Raw genomic sequence first — 22,609 nt, forward strand, 5'->3', positions numbered from 1 at the left:
TGGGGTGATGCTCCTGTTTGGAATGAGCTACATATGTCTACAGATTTTCCAACTTATTGGGATTAGTCACACACACTTTTTGTCCTATAACCCACGAAAATCGTACTATAGGCTTTTGTCATGTCTAATATCTTATCTTCTATATCCGCCGCATCCCCTAGTATTAGAGTTTGGACCGCAATAGTTTTGGTTGTTATTGTTACATGGTGCATAGTTAGCATTGTTATTGCAGTTGTATTGTGTGTTAGTATTGCAATTGTACTGAGAATTATTGCATACATAATCATAAGCAAATCCTGTGGACACTACAGCAGTCACGGCTAAAGCAGTCATAATGAGTATACGTTTAGTAAATTTCATAGTAATCACCTCCTAGTTTCTATACTTATATTATACTACTATAAGTCAAACGAAATATGATATTCTATATATATATACTATTTGAGAGAGTTTATGTGAAAGGAAGCGTTATTATGATGAAACGTGTATTGATGGCTACGCTTTGTTTAAGTTGTGTTACATTGGGTGGTCATGCAATTGATATTAATATACCTGGCGCAGATCCAACTGTATCAAAGGATGCGTATCAGAATTATCGCAAGACTGATGCGGATGCGCAGCAAATGGAACGGGATGTTGAAAAGGATATAAAAACATATATGCCCAAACAAGTGGTAGGTAATGGCGAATTTGATTTAAATGATATCATTTATTCAAATCGTGAGTTGAACCATGCATTAGATTTTTCTTCATCAATATTTATTTTGAAAGAGGATGGAGCCAATGTAAAATTCACCATGCCTTACTCGAGTCGATATGGGAATACTGAGAAGATTGCAGATGGTACACCTGCTTTCAGAAATGCAATGATTATGAGCCCCGACGGTATGATGGCTTATGAATTGCGTCATCAACCAGCAGGCAATAATTGGGAGGATAGTAAGATTCCTTATAGCAAATTGACTGTTGATGATATGAAAGTTATCGCAGAGAAAACAGCTGGCGTATTTCGTGGTGATGACCATTCATTATATGCTGGTAAATTTACGTATCCTACGGTTGAAAAAGCGACATGGGATATCACGTATGCTAAGGATGCACCAATGGTGGGGAGCCTTAATTTTACGATGAAGAATACACCGACGATTTCGTATCATGTGGGTTATAATTTTATGCCTAGAAAACAGTTTAGCGTGTTAAAAGCTCAAGGTGTTGATAAGACTAAAGACATGATAATGTCTCCGTTGGTAAACTATGTATTACCATCCATTGAACCAGCGAAGGATATATTTTCAAAAAGCAAAGCATTAACAATTAATGATTTTACATTCTTAACACTAAAAACAAGTAAAATGATTCGGGAAGATAAAAATGATTCGTACATGTACGTATACGATAGCGATCAGTATAGAGAAGGTATCATGGTTATGCCAGTTGAGGCTGAAGATATACAACATCCAGAGAAGATTTTCCCGAAAGCTGTACGCAGTATTATTCTAACTGACAAGTATTCGATGCACCAGCCAATCCAATTTGCTACCGTATGGAATGATGCTATGCCATCCGTATATATGCAAATTAAGCGCCCTAAAACAACGATATATATGTTAATATCCCATGATAAACAATATGTATACAATCACTTTATTATGACCTATAATACGAGTTCTTTGGTCGAAAAAGATTTGCGAGATATTGTGCAATATGTAGACACTAATAACAATAAGGACTACTATAACACATTCCAAAGTGGACTTGGGGCTAAGATGCCAAAAGACATGGCGACGGTTGATATTAAGAATACGAAATAATAGATAATGTAAGGAATTTAAAAATACCTTGTGAAGTGACTCTCACCATAGGTTAGATTTTTTCATGTAACTATAGGCTCTCTGTTGTGAGGTATATACCTCGCGATAGAGAGCTTTTTATGTGTGATGAAAGTTAAAAAAGAGTTCTATTTTTCTAGAAAATATCTTTATTTCTTATGCTAAAAGGCGTATACTATAGATAATAATATAGAACATATATTTGTATTTAAAGAGAGGAGGAAGATGTATGAGTGATGATGTAAAGATATTTGAAGGTAGTCAAATTCGTTCTGTGTGGGATAATGAAAGGGAAGAGTGGTATTTTAGTGTAGTTGATATGATAGGTTCTCTGACTGAAAGCAATAATCCGCGTGACTATTGGTATCGTGTGAAAAAACGTATGTCAGAAGAAGAGAAAAGTGAACTGTCGACAATTTGTCGACAGTTAAAATTGAAAGCTCCAGATGGTAAAATGCGATTAACAGATGTTGCCGATATGCAAGGTATTTTTCGTATAATCCAATCTGTGCCTTCTCCTAAAGCGGAACCGTTTAAAATGTGGTTGGCCGAAGTTGGTAAAGAGCGTATTGATGAAATCATTGATCCGGAACTCACGATTGATAGAGCTTTAGAATCATATGTGCGTAAGGGTTATAGCCGAGAATGGATTAATCAACGATTACAGGCCATTCAGGTTCGTAAAGAATTAACTGATACTTGGCAAGATCATGGTGTTAAAGCTGGTAATGAATATGCTATCCTAACGAATGAAATCTCTAAAGCTTGGTCTGGAATGACGACTAGAGAATATAAGGACTTTAAGGGGCTAAAAAAAGAAAATCTACGAGATAATATGTCTACTACAGAACTTATCTTAAATATGTTAGCCGAAACGGCTACAAAGGATATTGCAGAGGCAATTAATCCTCAAGGATTAGACGAGAATAAACAAGTTGCTCAAGATGGTGGTTCTATTGCTGGTGATGCACGTAAATCGATTGAAGCTAGAACTGGTAAACCTGTTATTACATCTAAAAATGCTATTGATTTAGGACGACTAATTAGTGATGTGGTGAAACATGATAGAGGAACGACTTGAACGAATGAAACGAAAACATAATTTAGAGTACATTTTGATGAAGATTCTTTTCAGATATCTGATTGTATAGTAGCGCTAGTACACGACATACCTGATGTAATACATGAAAATCAGGAGTTTGATTTTTATATTGAGTCTACCTATGATGTATACCTGCTTCGCATCATACATAGTCATGATTGTGTTGTAAGTATTTATCCTGCAAAAGCTGAGGGAATCATATATATCGTAAGTTCTATACCTGTGTCTAAAGATAATACCAAAGAGACTATTCAAAAGATTTTACATGCGTTGGAGAAATATGGTTTTCCGAAATTGAAGAATCCGAAAAGTAGTATTACATTTTGTATATAGTGATGAAATAGATCGTAAAGAAAATAATACCACATCATATAGAGCATTTTGGGTTCTGAATGATGTGGTATTTTATTTGTATAATATTATATATTATGGTGTATTATAAATGACTGACTGATTAGGCGTGTATTAATAAGTTTATAGCTAGTTATTTTAATGGATATTATTAGGATAAAAATTATGTTATTATGAAAGAAACATGTAATCTATTTATAGGGGAATGCATATGATAACTGGTGAAATTAAAAATAAAGTAGATAAGATATGGGAGAATGTCTGGGCTGCAGGCTTAACTAATCCTTTATCTGTAATTGAGCAAATTACATATTTAATGTTTATACGTGCATTAGATGATCAAGAAATTAATAATATCCGGAATAAGACTTTACTTGGTGCAGATGTGGAATTGATTTTTCCAGAGTCGGATATTGGACAAGCTATGCGTTGGAGTAATTTTAAATTTAGAAATGCTGATGAAATCTATAATATTGTTTCTAATTTTGTATTCCCAGCGATTAAGGCTATGAAGCATGGGAAGTTACCAGATTTTGATGAACATGGCAAGCTAATACCAATTCCTGATACGGATGAAACAAAGGATGGTTTTGATTTCTTTTCTAAACATATGTCTACTGCTACATTTATAGTTCCGACTGCACAAGTGCTTGAAAAAATTATCACTGGATTAGATGATTTATATACTCATGACATTGCGAATTTAGATATGCAAGGTGACCTGTATGAATATATGCTTTCAAAATTATCTACGGCTGGAACGAATGGACAATTTAGAACACCAAAACATATACGAGAAATGATGGTCAAATTATTAAAGCCTACACCACAGGATATAATTTGTGATCCTGCTTGTGGTACAGCTGGATTTCTGGTGTCTGCTGCGGAATATGTTCGAGCTTATCATAGTGAAAAAATGGACAAAGCTGATTGGAAACATTATGAAAGTAATATGTTTAGTGGATTTGATACAGATACAACAATGCTTCGTATTTCTGCAATGAACTTAATGTTACATTCTATCAAATATCCTCAGGTTGATTATAAAGATAGTTTATCAAAACAAAATACTATACATGATGCATATACTATTTGTTTGGCTAATCCGCCATTTAAAGGTAGTTTAGATAAAGAAACAATTAACGATGAATTGCGTAGTATTACAAATAACACAAAAAAAACAGAGCTCTTATTTCTGGCACTATTTTTAAGAATTTTGAAAAAAGGTGGTACTTGTGCCTGTATTGTACCTGATGGAGTTCTATTTGGTTCATCTAAAGCACACGTAGCTCTACGAAAAGAAATTATTGAGAATCATCATTTGCGTGCTATTATATCTATGCCTTCGGGGGTTTTTAAACCTTATGCAGGAGTGTCTACAGCAATTATGATTTTTACGAAAACTCAAGCTGGTGGAACTACTAATGTTTGGTTTTATGATATGAAAGCAGATGGTTTTAGTTTAGATGATAAGCGACAACCTATTGAAGACAATGACATTGCTGATATTATTGATCGTTTTGAACATATTGATAGTGAAAGTGAACGGAAGCGTACTGAACAAAGCTTCTTAGTGCCTAAACAAGAAATCGTGGATAATGGATATGATTTATCTATTAATAAATATAAAGAGATTGAATATATCCCGGTCGAATATCCTCCAACTAGCGAAATATTAGCTAATATTAAAGCATTAAATGAACAAATCATAGCTGATACAGCTGAGCTAGAACGATTGTTAAATGAATAAATTCATATTTGGTGAGATGAATGGAATTTATAGAATTGGCTGAATTATGTGATAAAGGATTATCAAATTTAGCTCAAAAAGATTTAGTGTTTGATAGTGGTATTTATCCAGTATATGGTGCACCTGGTGAAATAACTAAAGTTGACTTTTTTCATCAAAGCAAGCCTTATTTAGGTCTTATTAAAGATGGCGCTGGTGTAGGTCGGGTTATGCAATTGCCTGCAAATTCGTCTGTTATTGGTACCATTCAATATATATTTCCCAAAGAAAATGTTGATTTAAAGTATTTGTATTATCTTATTAAATATTTAGATTTAGGTAAAGCTAATACAGGAGCAACAATTCCACATATATATTTTAAAGATTATAAAAAAAGAAAAGTTAAAGTACGAGAATATAGTGAGCAAAAACATATTGGACAAATATTAGAGTTGATTGATAGCCATTTAAGGACATATAAAAAAGTTTTAGAACAATATGATTTACTTATCAAATCCCGATTTGTTGAAATGTTTGGAGATCCGAATATGGTGGCACTCAATAAAAGTGTTAAATTCTCCTCTATTGCAAAAATCATTACTGGCAATACGCCAAGTAGAAAATCACCTGAATATTATGGGGATTATATTGAATGGATAAAGTCAGATAATATTATTAGTACTAATTTATATATTTCTCAGGCAAAAGAGTTTTTGTCTGAACAAGGTGCAGCAAAGGGGCGAGTTGCACCTAAGGATAGTTTGCTTATGACATGTATAGCAGGAAGTATAAGAAGTATAGGTAATGTTGGAATTTGTGATAGATCTGTGGCCTTTAATCAGCAGATTAACGCTATAGTTTTGAAAAATAATATTAATCCATTATATATTTATTGGTTATTAAAATTATTTAAGCCTAGTATCATAGCTAATGTGGAAATGAGTTTAAAGGGGATTATTTCTAAATCTCACCTAGAAAACATGTTGATACCTATTATTGCTTCACAAGAAGAACAAGAATTATTTATCAAATTTGCTTTACAAATCAACAAATTGAAAGCTGATGTTCAAAAGTCTATTGATAAGGCTCAACTCTTAATGGACTCATTAATGCAAGAATATTTTGGCTAATATTCTTTTGGTATACTAATATAAAAAGAAAAGAGGTATACCTATGCAACAATTAATCAATGATATATTACATGATATGAGTGAAGTTTTGTCTGCTAAAGAATTATATACTTTACAAATTGTTTTACAGAAGAAATTAAATACACAAAATAATCAAACATATCCATATACTAATATTGAGTATATGGATATGTTTATTTCTGCTAAAAGGATTGAAGGGTGTTCAGAACGAACTTTAGCTTATTATAAAGCTACTATTGAGCATATGCTTAGTATAATAGTTACACCATTACGCCAGGTTAATACTGATGAGTTAAGAGCTTATTTAGCAGAATATCAATTAATTAATAATTGTAGTAAAACCACTGTAGATAATATTAGAAGAAATCTTTCAAGTTTTTTCTCATGGCTTGAAGCGGAGGATTATATAATTAAAAGTCCGATTAGACGGATTCATAAAATAAGAACTGGTAGTAAAGTTAAAGAAACTTTATCAGAAGAATGTATTGAAAAACTTCGAGATTCATGCTTACATATTCGTGATTTAGCAATGATAGATCTTTTATACTCAACAGGTATCCGGGTAGGCGAATTAGTAAACCTTAATATAAATGATATTAATTTTGAAGAAAGAGAATGTATTGTTTATGGTAAAGGAAACAAACAACGTAAGGTTTATTTTGATGCTAAAACTAAAGTTCATCTTAAACGATACTTGGAACAAAGAAATGATTATAATGAAGCCTTATTTGTTACCTTAGATAGTCCTTTTGAAAGATTAAAAATTAGTGGTGTAGAAATAAGACTTAGAAAGTTAGGCCGATTAGCTTTATTAGATCAGAGGGTACATCCTCATAAGTTTAGACGGTCTATGGCAACAAGGGCTATTGATAAAGGCATGCCTATTGAACAAGTACAGAAGTTATTAGGGCATCAACAAATTGATACCACAATGCATTATGCAATGGTTAATCAATCCAATGTAAAAATATCTCATAGAAAATTTATTGGATAATCAAATTCATATTTGGTGAGATAAATGAAAATTAAACTTGGTGAATTGGCTGATATTATGACAGGAAATACTCCTAGTATGAAAGTTAATGAATATTATGATTCGAATGATATTCCGTTTATAAAACCAGATAGTTTTAAAAGTCACTTTGAATTGGAAGCAAATAGCTTTATATCTAATAAAGCCGAAAGAAAAGCAAGAATAGTCGGATCGAATTGTATTTTAGTTAGTTGTATTGGAATAATTGGTAAAGTTGGGATAACGTCTCAAAAAGTAGCATTTAATCAGCAAATTAATAGTCTAAATGTTAAACCTCATTATGATATAGAGTATATTGCTTATAATTTACTTTTTAATAAAGATAGGCTGCAGAGAATTTGTAATTCTGCAGTAGTACCAATTATTAATAAAACACAGTTTTCTGATTTTGAGATATCAATAAATAAAGATATTATTATACAAAGAGTGATAAAGCGTAAATTAAACTTATTAAGTAGTATTATTAATAACAATAAAAAGAAATTATTGTTACTTGATGATATTGTCAAATCCCGATTTGTAGAAATGTTTGGTGATCCAGTAATTAATAATAAAAAATGGGCTTCTATGAATTTGCATGAGATATCTATTAAAATAACGAGTGGAAATACTCCTCAAGGTGGAAGTCGAGTCTATATTAATCATGGGGTATTGTTTATTCGAAGCCAAAATGTTTGGAATAATAGGTTGGATTTAGATGATGTTGTACATATTAGTGAATCACTTAATGAAAAGATGAAAGAAACAAGGTTACGAAAAAATGATTTATTGATTACGAAAACAGGACGCTTTAATACAGAGAACAGTAGTTTAGGACGATGTGCATTATATACTGGTCCTGATTTTCAAGCAAATATAAATGGACATGTATACTTAGTTAGATTGAAGGCGGAGTATAATCCAAACTTTATACTGTCTATACTAACAAGTGAGGCGTATAAAAATCTAATTAGAACAGTATGCGTGGGTGGAATTGATAAACGCCAATTAAATAAGTCTCATATTGAATTGTTTCCAATTATAGTTCCGCCAATCGAATTACAGAATCAGTATATTCAGTTTTTATCGCAAATCAACAAATTGAAATTTGCTTAAATGGTGTATAATTAAACTAAGTATTATATAAAACAGATGAAGTTATATGTATAGGGGATTATATATGGCTAATTTTGATTTTCTTAATGAAATAGTTGAATATAAAGTTTTTGCAGATGCAGCTATTGAGGCGGAGCGTGTATTTCACTCATCACCATCTATGTGTGCAATTGGTTGTCGTAAGGCGTTAGAATTAGCTGTCAAATGGGTATATACAGCGGATACTAGCATAATTATGCCTTATAAAGATAATCTTCAATCACTGTTACATGCTAAGTCCTTTAAAGATGAGTTGCCTGAATCTTTGTGGCGTGAATTACAACCAATTGTAAAAATGGGGAATTTGGCTGTCCATTCTGATACCAAAATTTTGCCAAGAACAGCGATTATTTCACTACAAGCATTATTTAATTTTATTGAATGGATTGATTATTGTTATGGTTATAATTATGTAGAGCGTACATTTGATGAGAGTGCAATTCCTAAGGCTATAGTTCCAGTAGATGTTAAGAAAATCAAAGAGCAAGAAAGTTTAATTGCTCAAAATGCTCAACAAATTGACAATCTGTACTTAGAAATTGAAAAGCTTTCAAAGTTATTATCTGCCTCTAAATCTGAGCATATTGTAAATCGTAGTTTACCTAAAGTTCCTGAAACAGAAGCTGAAACACGTAGATGTATAATCGATGTTGATCTTAAATTAATGGGGTGGGAGTTTGAAGGCCCTAATAAAAATGTGTTTGAAGAGTTTAAGGTCGCAAATCCATACATTCCAGGTGGTTCAAATCTTAGTGTAGATTATGTGTTAATAGGGCGTGATGGTAAGCCACTCGCATTAATAGAGGCCAAGAAAACTAGCCGCAATATAAATGATGGTAAGACACAGGCATTAGCTTATGCAAATGCATTAGAACGTAAATATGGGCAACGTCCGATTATTTTCCTATCAAATGGATATGAGACACATATGTGGGATGATTTTGAATGGAATATGCGGCGTGTAAGTAGTGTATATGGTGTAAGTGATCTAGAACGACTTATTGTACGTAGAAAACTAGATAAGCCTATTTTAAGTACTATTCCAATTAATGATAATATTTCAGCACGCTCGTATCAAAAGGAAGCGATTAGGGCTGTTTGTCAAAATCTTGAAAATAAGGTTAGACGAAGCTTACTTGTTATGGCAACTGGCACAGGTAAAACTAGAACTTCAGTAAGCTTAGTTGATGTGCTTTTCCGAAGTAACCAAGTGACGAATGTATTATTTTTAGCAGATAGAATTGCATTAGTAAGTCAAGCGAATGATGCTTTTAGAGAACATTTACCGTCTGCATCGTTATGTAATCTTTGTGAAAGCAAAGATGATAAAAATGCCCGTATAGTTTTCTCAACATATCCTACAATATTAAATGCCATTGAAAAGTCACTCGATGGAGAAGGTAAACGCTTATTTACACCTGGTCATTTCGATTTAATTATAGTAGATGAAAGCCATCGGAGTATTTTCAAAAAATATAGAGCTATATTTGAATACTTTGATGCTATTCTTGTTGGTTTAACTGCTACACCTAAATCGGAAGTGGATAGAAATACATTTGATTTCTTTGAGGTTGAAAACGGAGTTCCTACATATGCATATAGCTATGACGAGGCTATAAGAGATAATTATTTAGTTCCATATTATAACTTTGAGATAGAATCAAAGTTTTTATCCGATGGTATTGTTTATGATGAACTTTCAAAAGAAGACCAGGAACGACTAGAAGATGAAGCTATGGAGCAAGCGGGAGAATTTCAAGGCGATTATTCTGCTACAGAAGTAAATTCTATTATTTATAGTACAGATACAATAGATCATGTTCTCAAAGAATTGGATCAGAATGGTATAAAGACTCATAATGGAGATTCTTTAGGTAAAACAATTATCTTTGCTCAGAATAAAAAGCATGCTTATTTAATTGAAGAGAGATTTAATTTGTTATATCGCTCTTCAAAAGGGAAGAAAGCACGTGTTATTGTTAGCTCTGATCAACATGCATTACATTTAATCGACCAGTTTAAATTTTCAGATGGTGAACCGGATATAGCCATTTCAGTCGATATGTTAGACACGGGAATTGATGTACCAGCATGTGTTAATTTGGTATTTTTTAAACGTATAAAATCAAAGACTAAATTCTGGCAAATGATAGGTCGTGGCACTCGACTCTGTCCAGAAATGGAGTTTTTTGATAAAAATAATGGTGATTATGTAGGTAAGAAGTACTTCTATATCTTTGATTACTGTAAAAATTTTGAGTATTTTAGAAATCAAAAAAATACGGTAGAAGTAAAAGGGAATAGTGCTACATTAGGTGAAAGAATCTTTGCTAAGCGTGCTCAAATTATTGCACGACTACAAACTGAAAAATATGGCAGTGAAGAATATCAAAGCTGGCGTTCAGAACTTGTAGATGAGTGCTATAAAGAAATTACTGATTTAGAAGTAACAAAACCGGTTGTCCGTTTACAGTTAAAATATGTAGATAAATATAGTGTAAAAACGTCATTTGATTATTTATCAAAGATTGATGAGCATGACTTAATTACTTATATTGCCCCTTTAATTTGTGCTGATGTTAAAGAGAATTTGGCACGAGGATTTGACAACTTTGTATACGAAGGAATTTTAAATCTCTTTAATGGTCAATCTCTTGACTATTTTAAAAAACGTGTAATAAGTCTTTCGAATACTTTATTACAAAAAATTAGTATCGAACAAATTAGAAAAAAACAAGATTTTTTGAAGTTAATAAAAGAAGATACATATTGGCAAATTGTTGATGCATTACAGCTAAATCATCTACGAAAAGAACTCAGAGATTTAATTCAGTTTCTTGATGTTGCAGAAAGAAGGGTTATTGTAACAACAATTACAGACTCAGTATTATTAACTAGAGAAGGCGATACTCTTATGCCTGAAGTTTTCGAAAGCTATCAAGAAAAAGTTGAGTCATATTTCTTAACGCATCAAGATCATCCAACCATTCAAAAACTTATTAATAATAATCCGATTAATGAAGAAGACTATAAAGCATTGGAATATATTTTTATTCATGAATTAGGTAGTAAAGATGATTATGAAAAACGCTTTAAAGGTAAAGAGTTTGGACTAGTTGTTAGAGATATTGTAAAGATGAGCCCACAAGCTGCTGAAGAAGCCTTTTCAGATTTAATTAATACCAAGTCTATGAATAGTGATCAAATTAACTTTATTAAACAAGTTATTAACTATATTGCGGTTAATGGATATATGGAATCTCTGGATATGTTAACGGCACCTCCACTTGATAGACCGTTTGATTTTTGGAAACTTTTTGAGCCTGTTGAAATAGAAGAAATTGCAAATATAGTTGAGCAGATAAAAAGTAATGCCTGCATAAAATAGGTATTTTACTAGCAGCCATATATAAGGGGGTCTATATGGATATACAAAAGCATACAAGTGATTTTTCTGCAGAAAATTTACGTAAAAGTTATATCAATAATACTCTTAATAGAAATACTCATATTCATAATTTTATCTACATGTTATTAAATATTGAGAAGGGTGGAGTTATAGCTATAGATGGTGAATGGGGTAGTGGAAAAACGCATTTTGTTCATCAGGTAAAATGGCTTTTAGATTCTGCTAGTGAAAATATTACTAGTGATTTTAAAACTGTATTAAATAGCACATCTCCAAAATTAGACAATTTTATAGGGCATAAATATAAAGCCTTTTATTATGATGCTTGGAAGCATGATAAGTCTAATAATCCTTTTTTTACTCTACTAAGAACCATGATACTTACTTTTGGTGGAATTGATTATTTTAAAGAAGAGACGAGTTTTATAAAATCACTACTAAAAGGTGCTTCACATATTGTTAAAGGGGTTACACCGATTGATGCGGAATTGATTTTTAAAGGATCCAAAGAGCTATGTGGAGTTAATGATGAGGAGCGGTTTTCAGAGTTGGAATTTATAGAACAAATGGATAATCAAGTTGACTCTTTTATAGATTATATATGTGAGGGTCAATATGATAAATTAGTTGTATTTATAGATGAACTTGACCGCTGTAGGCCTAGTTTTGCTGTTGAACTACTTGAGATAATAAAACATTATTTTAATAATGATAAAGTAATTTTTGTGCTTTCTACAAACTTAAGTGAATTTCAATACTGTATAAAGCAATATTATGGAGATGGCTTCAATGGTTGGAAGTATTTAGATCGATTTATAGATTTAAGACTTACAGTACCAACTATTTCTACAGATGAATATTATAAATACCTATGGCAGAAAACAGGGACAGACCGTATTGATGATATTTCTATAGCATGTGCCAAATATTTTGAATTTAATCTAAGAGATATTCAACGTTTTAATCAACAGGTTAATATAGCCTTTCATAGCTATATAAATACTATATATCAAAATAATGATTTTTCTGAGGAATTAGACTCTTTATATGCCGTTTTTACCCCTATATTATTAGCTTTAAAGCTTTATTCTGTGGAAGAATTTAAAGATTTTATTTCGGGAAAGAAACATGAGATTATAAAAGGACTATTAAAAAAAGATAGATTTAGAAGAAGTGCATTGTTTTTCATTTTATCAGCAAATCAAGATTTATCTTCTGAACGAGAAGAGTTATTAGAGAGAGCACTAGAGTATTGTTACAACGAATTATTTAATCATGAAATTAATTACTTATCTAGTAAGAACAGTATAGATAATTTGATGTTAAATTATTTTAATATTGACAGTAATACAAGAGGTAATCTTTTAAATATTATTAATCTATTCTCAGGAAAAGCTAAATTTGATATTTGAATATTTATTTAGATAGGCTTTTGTTGTATCAGGGTTATAATAAATTTTATATTTTATTTTAGACTAATTTTGTAAGAGTCTCTTTAAGGTGTAAATGATACTCTAAGAATGTACAAAAATGATGATATAAGAATGTACATTTCGATTATGTGTTTAAAAGGGAAAAATATGAAAGAGGAAGTGCAATACAGAATAGATAATGCATTAGAGTTAGATGATCTATTAAGCTTAACAAATGGCTCTCATGTAGCCCGATAGGAGTAAATAGTATGTCTACATGGTCCGGAATACGACATAAATTAGAAACAGAATATTTAGTACCTAGTTTGCGAGGCCATATTCAATATTTTGCTACCTCGTATAGTAAATCACCTGATCATGAGGGCAGGGCGGCTATAAGATATAATGGGAAGGAAATTATTAAGGGTAATTATTGGAATCAATATGTGAAAGCGCATCTATTCCCAAAGGATGATACTTATGATAGGCGAATGCGTGAGAGTTTTCCGTTTATAGACAATACAGCATTAGAATTAGGCGTATTTGATCAGCGGTGTTTTTATCAGGCTTTTGAAGAATTTGACAATCAAAATATTGATAAAAATTTGTCTAGTGATAATTTAATTGTACGTATTTTTGCCATTTTAGATAGACGTGTAGGAAAACGTAGACTCCTTTCTATGAGAGAACTTATGGAGAATTAACCTTCTGTATTTCAAGAGTTTTATGCTATTCGTATGCACCATGAAGGTTTATAAATGAAAACACGGAAGAGAATTGTCTAATTCCCTTCCGTGTTTAGATATGATATAATTTATATCAAAGTGAGGCATAAATGGTTTGGACGCCAGACTTCGCTTCTGATTTTTAAAATTGAAGAAACGGTCTGACTCTCAATGTCGGGCCTTTTTTCATGCCACGATTAGAAAGCTAGCTTTTAGCTAGAGGTCAATCACTTTGCAGCCATAATAATGGTCGCCACAAGTATACCAAATGAAATCATTAAAGATAGCACTTTGTATGTACTCATATTGATCACCGCCAATCTCTAGAAGATTAGCAAAGGCTGGACCCATTTAGAGGCCTCAAGCCCAATATAGTCTTGTTAATAACAAAAGTAAATAGATTAGAGGTTCCTAATAGTCACCCCGGTGACCAATAGGAACCTCTTTTGTTATCATTTTATTACTATATAAGTACATTACAATATACAAAATATAGTTAGTGTGTATTGAGGAGATCTTATGTTTAGAAAATCTTTGTTATTCGGTGGTCTGATTGCTATACTGTGTTTGAGTGGTTGCAGCAATGCTAATGAGTTGCCTGGGTATAATGCAAAATCTAAGCATTCTAGTGCTGATTTTTATAAGAATGATTTGATGGATAGTATTCTTAATGAACGAATCTATAATGCTACTAGTGTTGCGGAGGTTAGTGATGCGGCTAGATTGCTATATCGTGTTGATGAGATGAATGCTGAGCAGCGTAGAAATTTAAACTATTCTATGTGGCGTGCCCAATATAATGCTGTAACCGAAGTCCATATGCATACTGATAAGGGCGGGCTTTCCTATACACTGCCGTTTCCAGCTTTCAAAGGTGGCACACAATCTGCACCTATTCCAAATGTGAAAGATACTAATACATTAGTGTATACATTTAACCATCCTTTTATTTATACTAGTTTAGTTGTGGATAATCATCCGTATGAGCAAAGTGCTCAGTATTTGGGCAAACCCTATAATGAATTAAAGCAAGGCTATGTGCGTTCTGCATTGCAGGAAAAATGGTCACATATGAATCAAGATCAGTTTGATATATCCAGTATTGATGGTAGTACTTTCAAAGGGGAAAGGGTTATTAATGGCCGTTGGAGCACCATGAAAACTAAAGGCAATCCTACCTTTGTAGCGAATGATATTTCTTTTGCCTTAAATAATGAGCCTGATACGCAATATGTACTTACCTTGATGGTTAGAGAGGATGGCGAGCGAGGTATTGGTAAACGGGGCATAGAGGATATTATTGCTAATTACATTGTGCCTAATATTACTTCATTAGAACGGTTAAATAAGGATAGTCATTTTGAAAGCTTTAATAACTATAATTATCGGGTGTTAAATGATGCCGTTGAGGAAGCATCCGGTAATGAGCATATTAAAATATATAAGGATCCTACAGGTATTTCGCAGATGATAGAAGTATATCCTGTTGAGCATAAGGGGGAAATCTGGGCTAATCTTGTTGACATTGTCACAATCTCTGAAGCACAGTTAAAAACTAGAAAGAATATGCGTAGTGGTAGCCATACGTATATATGGAATGATGGTGTTCCTGGCGTGCTGGTAACATTTGAATATGAAGATGGTACTAGTGAATGGCGATTTAGCACGCAAGATGCACATAATCTTTATATACATACAATCTATTATAAATATGATGCAAATCGAAAGAGTTTGCCAGCACTAGCAGGAATCGCCTCTGATGCGAAAATTTCAAACTTGGGTGATACATATAAGGGCGAAGTAGATTTTTTATGATATAATTGATATCAAAGTGAGGCATAAATGGTTCGGATGCCAGCTCTCGCTTCTCGAATTTTAATATTGAAGAAACGGTCTGACCTCACAGTCGGGCCTTTTTTCATGTTTAAATGTAGATGTCAGCTATGAAGGTCCCTCTTGCCATACATTTTTAAGACTATAGCAATTATTGTATTTAATACAAATAAAACTGCAAAGCACACTAAAGCCATGGAATAGCCATATCCGGCTTCGTGGAAGTACGATACAATCATGGGACCAGCGATGCCGGCTAAGCCCCAAGCTGTTAGGATACGGCCGTGAATGGTAGAGAGTTGACGTATACCATAGAGGTCTGCAAGATATGCTGGCATACAGGAGAAGCCTCCGCCGTAACAGGTAATAATGAGGAGTATTAAAATCTGGAATGTTAATGCACTATTGGTTTGGGACAGTAAATAGAAGGCAATGATTTCCATGATAAAGAATAATATATAAGTTTGTGCTCGTCCAAGGAAATCAGAGATAGTGGACCATAGAATGCGACCACCACCATTGAAAATGCCAATAATACCGACTAGAGAGGCCGCAGCTGCTGGTGTCATGCCAATGGTTTCTTGTGCCATTGGGGATGCTAGAGATAGGAGCCCAATACCGCAGGTAATATTAATAAAGAAGACCCACCATAGAGCACTGAATTGCCATGTTTTCATAGCATCATTAGCTAGCATACCGTGATTATGTACGTACATGGTAGATTTATCTTGATTAGAGCGTGTCGGTTCTTTTGGCGTAGGTGCTTTCAAATAAAGGGAAGAAGCACTCATAACTATAAGATATGTGATACCAAGGATAATGAAATTATTTACTAAGCCCACATGAGCCACAAGGTACTGCATAAGAGGACCTGCAATAAGTGAGGCAAATCCGAATCCCATTATAGCTAATCCGGTAGCAAATCCAGGACGATTTGGAAAGTATTTTACGAGCGTAGAAACTGGTGTGATGTAGCCGATGCCTAGTCCAATACCGCCAATGATACCGTAGAATAGATATAGTAAGGTAAGGCTATGGATGCTAAGTGCATAGGCTGTACCGAATAGACCTGCTACCCAAAATAACATGGCGAGGAGACCGCTTTTTTTAGGACCAATCTTCTCTGCAAAGGATCCAAGAAAACCTGCAGATAGACCAAGCATTAGAATGGCTAGTGAAAAAGTCCAGGTTGTTTGTGATAAGGTAAATCCCATATCTACCATGATAGGGCGCGTGAGCACGCTCCATGCATACACGCTACCGATGGATATGTGCAGCCCAATAGCTGCAAGTGCGATAAGCCAACGATTTCTCATAAAAAAACTCCTTTCATATACGTGAGATTATCAAAAATTGATAAAGAAGCATTTGCTATGAGATGGCAATAAAAAAAGACCATCTGAACAAAAGCTTGCCCAGACGGTCGGCTATCACACGATGTGTGCTACTGTGCATGTAGTCAATTCTACGTATCCGTCAGCCCAGTAGGAAGATGAAATAAATATACCAATTGACAATATATTTTGTCGGTGATATAAGTCACTATGTTACTAAACTATTACAGAATGCTTTAATTTACATGAATTTATTATAGGGTTATATTACTTATAAGTGTATTTTTTGATTCGTGGTGGTTTTATATGTTTTACAATTACGATAGATATAGCAATTGTAAAAGCTATCAAAAAGGATTCTTTTGCGAAGCTAATGGCAATAGTTTCTTGTCCCATTAGCATATAATAAATGGATCGATAAAAGCTGAGCCCTGGTAGTAAAGGGAATAAGCTAGTCATTAGGAAAACTATAGCAGGGCATTTCCGTTTAACAGCCAATATTCTTGATGCTATGGCGATGATAAAACCACTGATGAATATGGAGAGCATAACATTAGACTGTAGTGAAGATAATGTTAAGAACAAGAACCATGAGATAAATCCTAATATTGTACAATCGATAAAATGTTGTTTAGCTACACGGAATAAGATTGCAAATGCTGTAGTACCAATACCAGCCATTATACTACGCATAAACATAGAGGTTAAGGAATTAGTATCTAAATTAGAGGTATAAAGAGGAATCATTTGTGTGTTGAAGAGTAGTGATTGTACTACTGCGACCCCTACAGCCATTGAAATACAGGTAAGTAACGCGCCCATCATAAGGGTTATTCCTGTATTATAGTTATTCTGGCTATACTCTCTAATAGCATTGACGAAAGGAACTCCGGGAACAATGTCAATCATGGCTCCTAGTAATATAACTGATAGGTTGGATCCTAGTTCAAAGTGGATAAAGAGATTACCCAATAAGGCTATTAGAATACTACTTAAAATGGTAATCAATACATCAGAGCTAAGTATGCGTTTGATGGAACACACATAGATACCTAATACCAAACCTATAATACCGGCAATTATAGAGTCTGTTATAGAACTACCAATTGCATAGCTAAAGCCCGAAGCTCCTAACGTATAAGCTACTAATCTCCAAAAAAAAGAATAGTCTGACATGGTATCAATTTGATTAAGTTCACTTTCAATCTCCTCAATAGTAATATTTTTTTGTGTGATACGTCGGGAGAGAGCATTAACAGATTCAATTTTGCTGAGGTTAATATCGACTTCAGGAACGTTACAAATACGAGTAATTTCAGTTCCATCAGCTTTCTTAGCAGTTGCAAAAATACCTCTATTGGATACGTAGGCTTCTAAATCTTTAAAATTCATAGCTCGTGCTATGTAGTTCATAGTATCCTCTGTACGACTGATTTCGGCGCCACTGCTAAGTAGTATTTTTCCAGCTTTTAGTATAATTTCTAATTCCACACCTGTCATTATTTCCTCGTTGTTCATTTTACTTCATTGTTATTTATATTGGACTTTTTGATAGGTCTATCTTTAGAAGATTCAGTTGATTTTGATTCTTCCTGTTGTTCTTGTAGAATATTGATATTTTGATGTATAACTTCTTCGTCTATTGAGAGATGCTCTTCTACATAGTCTTTTAGCTCTTGAACTGTTTCCGTATTTGAAAGTATTTCTTTTGCTTCATTATGAATATCTTCTTTAAGAGATTTTGTATCTGCTTGACTAATATCACCTAATGTATGGAATAGTTCGCGTTCTTTTTCTGAAAGATTTTTGTGAGGACTATGTTTTTTTAATGATAAATGGAGCATCTTTCTTCGGAAGAGTTTTTCCATAATGATATCTTTACGATCACGGAGCCAGCCATAAATAAGAATAATTAGGAGTAATAGTCCCATATAACCGAGAATTGGGTAGAGGATACTAATCAAATCTTTAAAACCAAAGAAACTACATATATATCCTATGATTACTACAGAAATAATAACAATTCTCATTCTTTTTGTGCTGCCGTTGGCAAAACGTCTAGCAATAGAATAAAAAAGAGAGAATGCTGTATTAAAAATAAGTGAAAAGACTGTGATTGCATATATATATGCTAGCCAAGGATGAATTTGATTAGCAATAGCAAGAATCGGTAAATCTGCATCTTTTACTGTATCTAGATTTGCAAAAATAGAGATAGCAGCTATAAAAACAACTAATCCGACTAATAGGCCACCACGAGTGCCACCTTTTTCTGCAATACCAATACGAACAACAGAACCACCTAAAATAAAGGCCATAGAAACAGCTGTCATAGCACATAGAGAATAATAATTAATGACAGAAAACCATACATTGCTTGTGGCTGGTTTGATTGTGTGGGCTATAGCCTCTAATGTAGTCCAATCATGACTTTTACCAATAAAAGAGTAGCCTGTAATGATGAATATCATAACAATCATGATAGGAGTAAAAACACCTAGAACACTGGTTATTTTGTCAAAGTTCATAAATGATACGGTTATGATTAAAAGTGAGCAAATTAATCCACCAAGCCAAAAAGGGAATCCAAATTGTTGTTCTAAGTTTGAGCCTGCGCCAGCAATCATAACAAATCCCATAATAAAGCTACCAGAGATTAGTACAAAATCAAGTATTCTTGTAATAATAGGATGGGAAATCTGTGTAAAAACTTCTTCATGATTGTCTGCACGATAGTAGCTCCCCAAAGAAAGCATGATTTTACCAAATGCGGCATTTAATAGACCTAGTAATAGAACACCAATAAGACCTATTTGGCCAAAACTTATAAAATATTGTAGAAGATCTTGTCCACTCGAGAGTCCTGCACCTACAATAACACCTATGTAGGCAAATGCAATTTTCCATGATTGTTGCATTATATAATTCTCCTTTCAAATACATAACTTAATAATCTAATATTATATCATACTAATGATTCAATTGATGGAAATCTTACTGCCAATTTCTATAAAGTTAGCTAAGAATGGACCCATTTATAGGTCTTAAGTTCAATATAGCGATGTCAAACGTAGAAATTTAAACTATTCTATATCTAGAGCCCAATATAATGCTGTAACAGAGATACATATGCATACTCCAGAAGGTGGGCTGTCTTATACATTGCCATTTACAGCTTTCAAAAGAGCGAATATTATAAATGGTCGTTGGAGTACTATGAAAACAAAGGAAAAACCAAGTTTTGTGGCCAATGATATTTCTTTTGCTTTGCCGAATGAGCCTAATACACAATATGTAATTACGTTATTAGTTAGAGAAGATGGTGAACGAGGGATTATTGCATAGTATTATTTCAGATGCTAAGATTGCAAACTTAGGAGATACCTATAAGGGTGAAGTAGATTTGCTATGATACAATAATAGTAATATGAAATGTACTAAGTCCCAATGAAGTTGATGCGGTTCGTCATAAACTAGATTATCAAGAGGACTATGAGCAGGATTATCCTTTTAAGTAATGTGTATATTTGTTTCGTGTGTTGAGGTGTGAATCCTATGGCTACGTGGTCTGGAATACGGCATAAGTTAGAAACAGAATATCTTGCTATCAGCTTGCGAGGATATATTCAATATTTTGTTACCACTTATAGTAAATCGCCTGATCATGAGGGGCGGGCTGCTATACGATATAATGGTAAGGAAATTATAAAAGGCAATTATTGGAATCAATATGTGAAGGCCCATCTGTTTCCTAAAGATGATACCTATGAACAGAGAATGCATGAAGGTTTTCCGTTTATAGACAATACAGCACTAGAATTAGGCGTATTTGATCAGCGATGCTTTTATCAGGCTTTTGATGAATTTGAGAATCAAAACATAGATAAGAGCTTGGTTAGTGATAATCTAATTGTACGTATCTTTGCAGTTTTAGATAGACGTGTAGGAAAACGTAGACTCATTTCTATGAGAAATTTTATGGAGGATCAACCACCTGTATTTCAAGAGTTTTATGCTATTCGTATGTACCACGAAGGTTTATAAATGAAACACGGAAGGAAATTGTTCAATTCCCTTCCGTGCTTAGATATGATATAATTTATATCAAAGTGAGGCATAAATGGTTTGGTCGCCAGACTTCGCTTCTAGTAATTGAAATTGAAGAAACGGTCTGACTTCTCTGTCGGGCCTTTTTTCATGCCACGATTAGAAAGCTAGCTTTTAGCTAGAGGTCAATCACTTTGCAGCCATGATAATGGTCGCTACAAGTATGCCAAAGGAAATCATTAAAGATAGCACTTTGTATGTACTCATATTGAACACCGCCAATCTCTAGAAGATTAGCAAAGACTGGACCCATTTAGAGGCCTCAGGTTCAATATAACGATGTCAAGTGTAAAAGTAAATAGATTAGAGGTTCCTAATAGTCACCTAGGTGACCAATAGGAACCTTTTTTGCTTGACTTTCATAAATTCACTCAACTTAATATGTTACAATACGATTAAAACTAGTATTGTATGGAGATATGTATATGCTAAAGCGATTATTATTAAGTTCTATTATATTGAGTTCTATTGGTTTATCTGCTCAAGCTATCGATATAAATATTCCTGGTGCAGACCCAAGTGTTGCTTCAAATGCTTATGAAAATTATGTCTTTTCAGATGAATATATAAAATTAGATAAGACTAAGATGGTGAGTGAGTCATATGAAGCTAGTAAAAATAAACCGGATATGGTGGAGTATAAAAAATCAAAAGTCCACTATGGTATTAAAGCAAGATTCAGTACAGGGGGCAGATTTTACTTATCCTAGATTAAGAGATTCCTATTGGGAACAAGCTAGTTTTAAAGAAAAACAGTCGAAAGATATATACTGGAGTAATATGATTAGATTTGTCTATGAAAAGGAACCTGATGTTCAATATCGTTTAGGTTTTATTATTGAACCTAAGGCGGATAATCATCCATCTTCAGATATAGCAAATCAATTATTAGTTAATTATGTATTACCATCTATAACTCCATTAGCCGATATGAATGCATATTCTAAACAGATAATACCAAATGATACTAATGTATTTTCGTATAGGGTATTAAAAGATAGCTTAGTGAGTGATGAAGTATTAGAAGGACATCAAATTAAAGTCTATAATTATAATGATACGATTTTACAGCATGTAGATTATGTTAGCAGACCTACAAGTAATAGTGAGGATCCGTATGGTTATGTTGATGATATACTTTCTTTGGGGCAAGACAGTACAGAGAATTCTAATACTATCAAATCATATCATTACAACTTAGTTTGGAATGATGGTAGTCCTGGGATTTTTCTTGAACAAGAATTTTTTGATGGTAGTGGTCTAATGCTATTTATCACACAAAATGATAAGGTTAGATTTATTAATGTTATTGAATATACAAAATTAGATCAAGGTATAACAAAAGCACAGTTACGTAATATGTTAATCGATGTAAATGTATTACAACCACATAGTAAAAACTCTGATGCTATTGACGTATTTAACTTGATTGTAAATAAATAATAGATATTAATAGGGAA

19 protein-coding genes and 1 riboswitch are annotated in these 22,609 nt (G+C 33.2%); of the genes, 14 read left to right on the forward strand and 5 right to left on the reverse strand.

All coding sequences use genetic code 11. The annotated features are described in order from the left end of the window. Positions 1-473 precede the first annotated feature (473 nt). From HMPREF1151_RS03155 to HMPREF1151_RS03195, 9 genes are all read left to right on the forward strand, one after another. The gene (locus HMPREF1151_RS03155) at positions 474-1,811 is read left to right on the forward strand and encodes a hypothetical protein (RefSeq protein ID WP_009661102.1); all 1,338 of its coding nucleotides are present in this window, start codon (positions 474-476) and stop codon (positions 1,809-1,811) included. Between the two features lie 247 nt (positions 1,812-2,058). Further along, entirely contained in the window at positions 2,059-2,910 is an 852-nt protein-coding gene (locus tag HMPREF1151_RS03160; protein WP_009661211.1) for a BRO family protein, read from the forward strand. Positions 2,911-3,493: 583 nt separating this feature from the next. Then, the gene (locus HMPREF1151_RS03165; RefSeq protein ID WP_009661115.1) at positions 3,494-5,032 is read left to right on the forward strand and encodes a class I SAM-dependent DNA methyltransferase; all 1,539 of its coding nucleotides are present in this window, start codon (positions 3,494-3,496) and stop codon (positions 5,030-5,032) included. Between the two features lie 20 nt (positions 5,033-5,052). After that, the gene (locus HMPREF1151_RS03170; protein WP_009661046.1) at positions 5,053-6,141 is read left to right on the forward strand and encodes a restriction endonuclease subunit S; all 1,089 of its coding nucleotides are present in this window, start codon (positions 5,053-5,055) and stop codon (positions 6,139-6,141) included. A 43-nt stretch (positions 6,142-6,184) separates the two neighbouring features. Continuing rightward, positions 6,185-7,156: a site-specific tyrosine recombinase/integron integrase gene (gene xerA, locus HMPREF1151_RS03175; RefSeq protein ID WP_009661248.1), complete on the forward strand. Its 972-nt coding sequence runs from the start codon at positions 6,185-6,187 to the stop codon at positions 7,154-7,156. Positions 7,157-7,180: 24 nt separating this feature from the next. Continuing rightward, positions 7,181-8,290: a restriction endonuclease subunit S gene (locus HMPREF1151_RS09720; protein WP_009661147.1), complete on the forward strand. Its 1,110-nt coding sequence runs from the start codon at positions 7,181-7,183 to the stop codon at positions 8,288-8,290. Between the two features lie 64 nt (positions 8,291-8,354). Then, complete coding sequence (locus tag HMPREF1151_RS03185) at positions 8,355-11,717, forward strand: DEAD/DEAH box helicase family protein (RefSeq protein ID WP_009661059.1); 3,363 nt, start codon at positions 8,355-8,357, stop codon at positions 11,715-11,717. Between the two features lie 35 nt (positions 11,718-11,752). Next, entirely contained in the window at positions 11,753-13,150 is a 1,398-nt protein-coding gene (locus HMPREF1151_RS03190; protein ID WP_009661050.1) for a KAP family P-loop domain protein, read from the forward strand. A 269-nt stretch (positions 13,151-13,419) separates the two neighbouring features. Further along, the gene (locus HMPREF1151_RS03195) at positions 13,420-13,854 is read left to right on the forward strand and encodes a hypothetical protein (protein WP_009661240.1); all 435 of its coding nucleotides are present in this window, start codon (positions 13,420-13,422) and stop codon (positions 13,852-13,854) included. A 248-nt stretch (positions 13,855-14,102) separates the two neighbouring features. On the opposite strand, the gene HMPREF1151_RS09965 is transcribed toward HMPREF1151_RS03195, so the two are convergent. Continuing rightward, on the reverse strand, positions 14,103-14,180 hold the full coding sequence (locus HMPREF1151_RS09965) for a putative holin-like toxin (protein ID WP_227041506.1): 78 nt from the start codon (positions 14,178-14,180) through the stop codon (positions 14,103-14,105). 214 nt (positions 14,181-14,394) lie between these two features. Here HMPREF1151_RS09965 and HMPREF1151_RS03200 point away from each other — a divergent pair, with 214 nt between their 5' ends. Continuing rightward, the gene (locus tag HMPREF1151_RS03200; RefSeq protein WP_009661216.1) at positions 14,395-15,690 is read left to right on the forward strand and encodes a hypothetical protein; all 1,296 of its coding nucleotides are present in this window, start codon (positions 14,395-14,397) and stop codon (positions 15,688-15,690) included. Positions 15,691-15,812: 122 nt separating this feature from the next. On the opposite strand, the gene HMPREF1151_RS03205 is transcribed toward HMPREF1151_RS03200, so the two are convergent. The 3 genes from HMPREF1151_RS03205 to HMPREF1151_RS03215 all read right to left on the reverse strand — a co-directional run bounded on the left by HMPREF1151_RS03205 (position 15,813) and on the right by HMPREF1151_RS03215 (position 19,960). Beyond that, complete coding sequence (locus HMPREF1151_RS03205) at positions 15,813-17,024, reverse strand: OFA family MFS transporter (RefSeq protein WP_009661069.1); 1,212 nt, start codon at positions 17,022-17,024, stop codon at positions 15,813-15,815. Positions 17,025-17,114: 90 nt separating this feature from the next. Beyond that, positions 17,115-17,202, reverse strand: a riboswitch (ZMP/ZTP riboswitch). 107 nt (positions 17,203-17,309) lie between these two features. Further along, positions 17,310-18,542 carry a threonine/serine exporter ThrE family protein gene (locus tag HMPREF1151_RS03210; RefSeq protein WP_009661097.1) on the reverse strand — a complete coding sequence of 411 codons (1,233 nt, stop codon included), beginning with the start codon at positions 18,540-18,542 and terminating at the stop codon, positions 17,310-17,312. Between the two features lie 14 nt (positions 18,543-18,556). After that, positions 18,557-19,960 (reverse strand): membrane protein, encoded by a 1,404-nt coding sequence (locus tag HMPREF1151_RS03215; protein ID WP_009661113.1) that lies wholly within the window; start codon positions 19,958-19,960, stop codon positions 18,557-18,559. 211 nt (positions 19,961-20,171) lie between these two features. On the opposite strand from HMPREF1151_RS03215, the gene HMPREF1151_RS03220 reads away from it, so the two are divergent. Together HMPREF1151_RS03220 and HMPREF1151_RS03225 are read left to right on the forward strand one after the other, a co-directional pair. Further along, positions 20,172-20,387, forward strand: a complete 216-nt coding sequence (locus tag HMPREF1151_RS03220; RefSeq protein ID WP_009661224.1) for a hypothetical protein — start codon at positions 20,172-20,174, stop codon at positions 20,385-20,387. 210 nt (positions 20,388-20,597) lie between these two features. After that, positions 20,598-21,086, forward strand: a complete 489-nt coding sequence (locus HMPREF1151_RS03225) for a hypothetical protein (RefSeq protein ID WP_009661305.1) — start codon at positions 20,598-20,600, stop codon at positions 21,084-21,086. Positions 21,087-21,278: 192 nt separating this feature from the next. Here the strand turns inward: HMPREF1151_RS03225 and HMPREF1151_RS09970 are convergent, their stop codons facing one another. Next, positions 21,279-21,356: a putative holin-like toxin gene (locus HMPREF1151_RS09970; protein WP_227041506.1), complete on the reverse strand. Its 78-nt coding sequence runs from the start codon at positions 21,354-21,356 to the stop codon at positions 21,279-21,281. A 218-nt stretch (positions 21,357-21,574) separates the two neighbouring features. Between HMPREF1151_RS09970 and HMPREF1151_RS03230 the strand changes: the two genes are divergently transcribed. Together HMPREF1151_RS03230 and HMPREF1151_RS03235 are read left to right on the forward strand one after the other, a co-directional pair. After that, positions 21,575-21,859, forward strand: coding sequence for a hypothetical protein (locus HMPREF1151_RS03230; protein ID WP_009661063.1), 285 nt, complete (start codon positions 21,575-21,577; stop codon positions 21,857-21,859). Next, positions 21,810-22,592: a hypothetical protein gene (locus HMPREF1151_RS03235; RefSeq protein ID WP_232198006.1), complete on the forward strand. Its 783-nt coding sequence runs from the start codon at positions 21,810-21,812 to the stop codon at positions 22,590-22,592. The genes HMPREF1151_RS03230 and HMPREF1151_RS03235 overlap by 50 nt, the downstream gene beginning before the upstream one ends. Positions 22,593-22,609: the final 17 nt, after the last annotated feature.

Origin of the sequence: Veillonella sp. ACP1 (assembly GCF_000286635.1) — a bacterium.
In the GTDB taxonomy this organism is placed as follows: Bacteria; Bacillota; Negativicutes; order Veillonellales; family Veillonellaceae; genus Veillonella; species Veillonella atypica.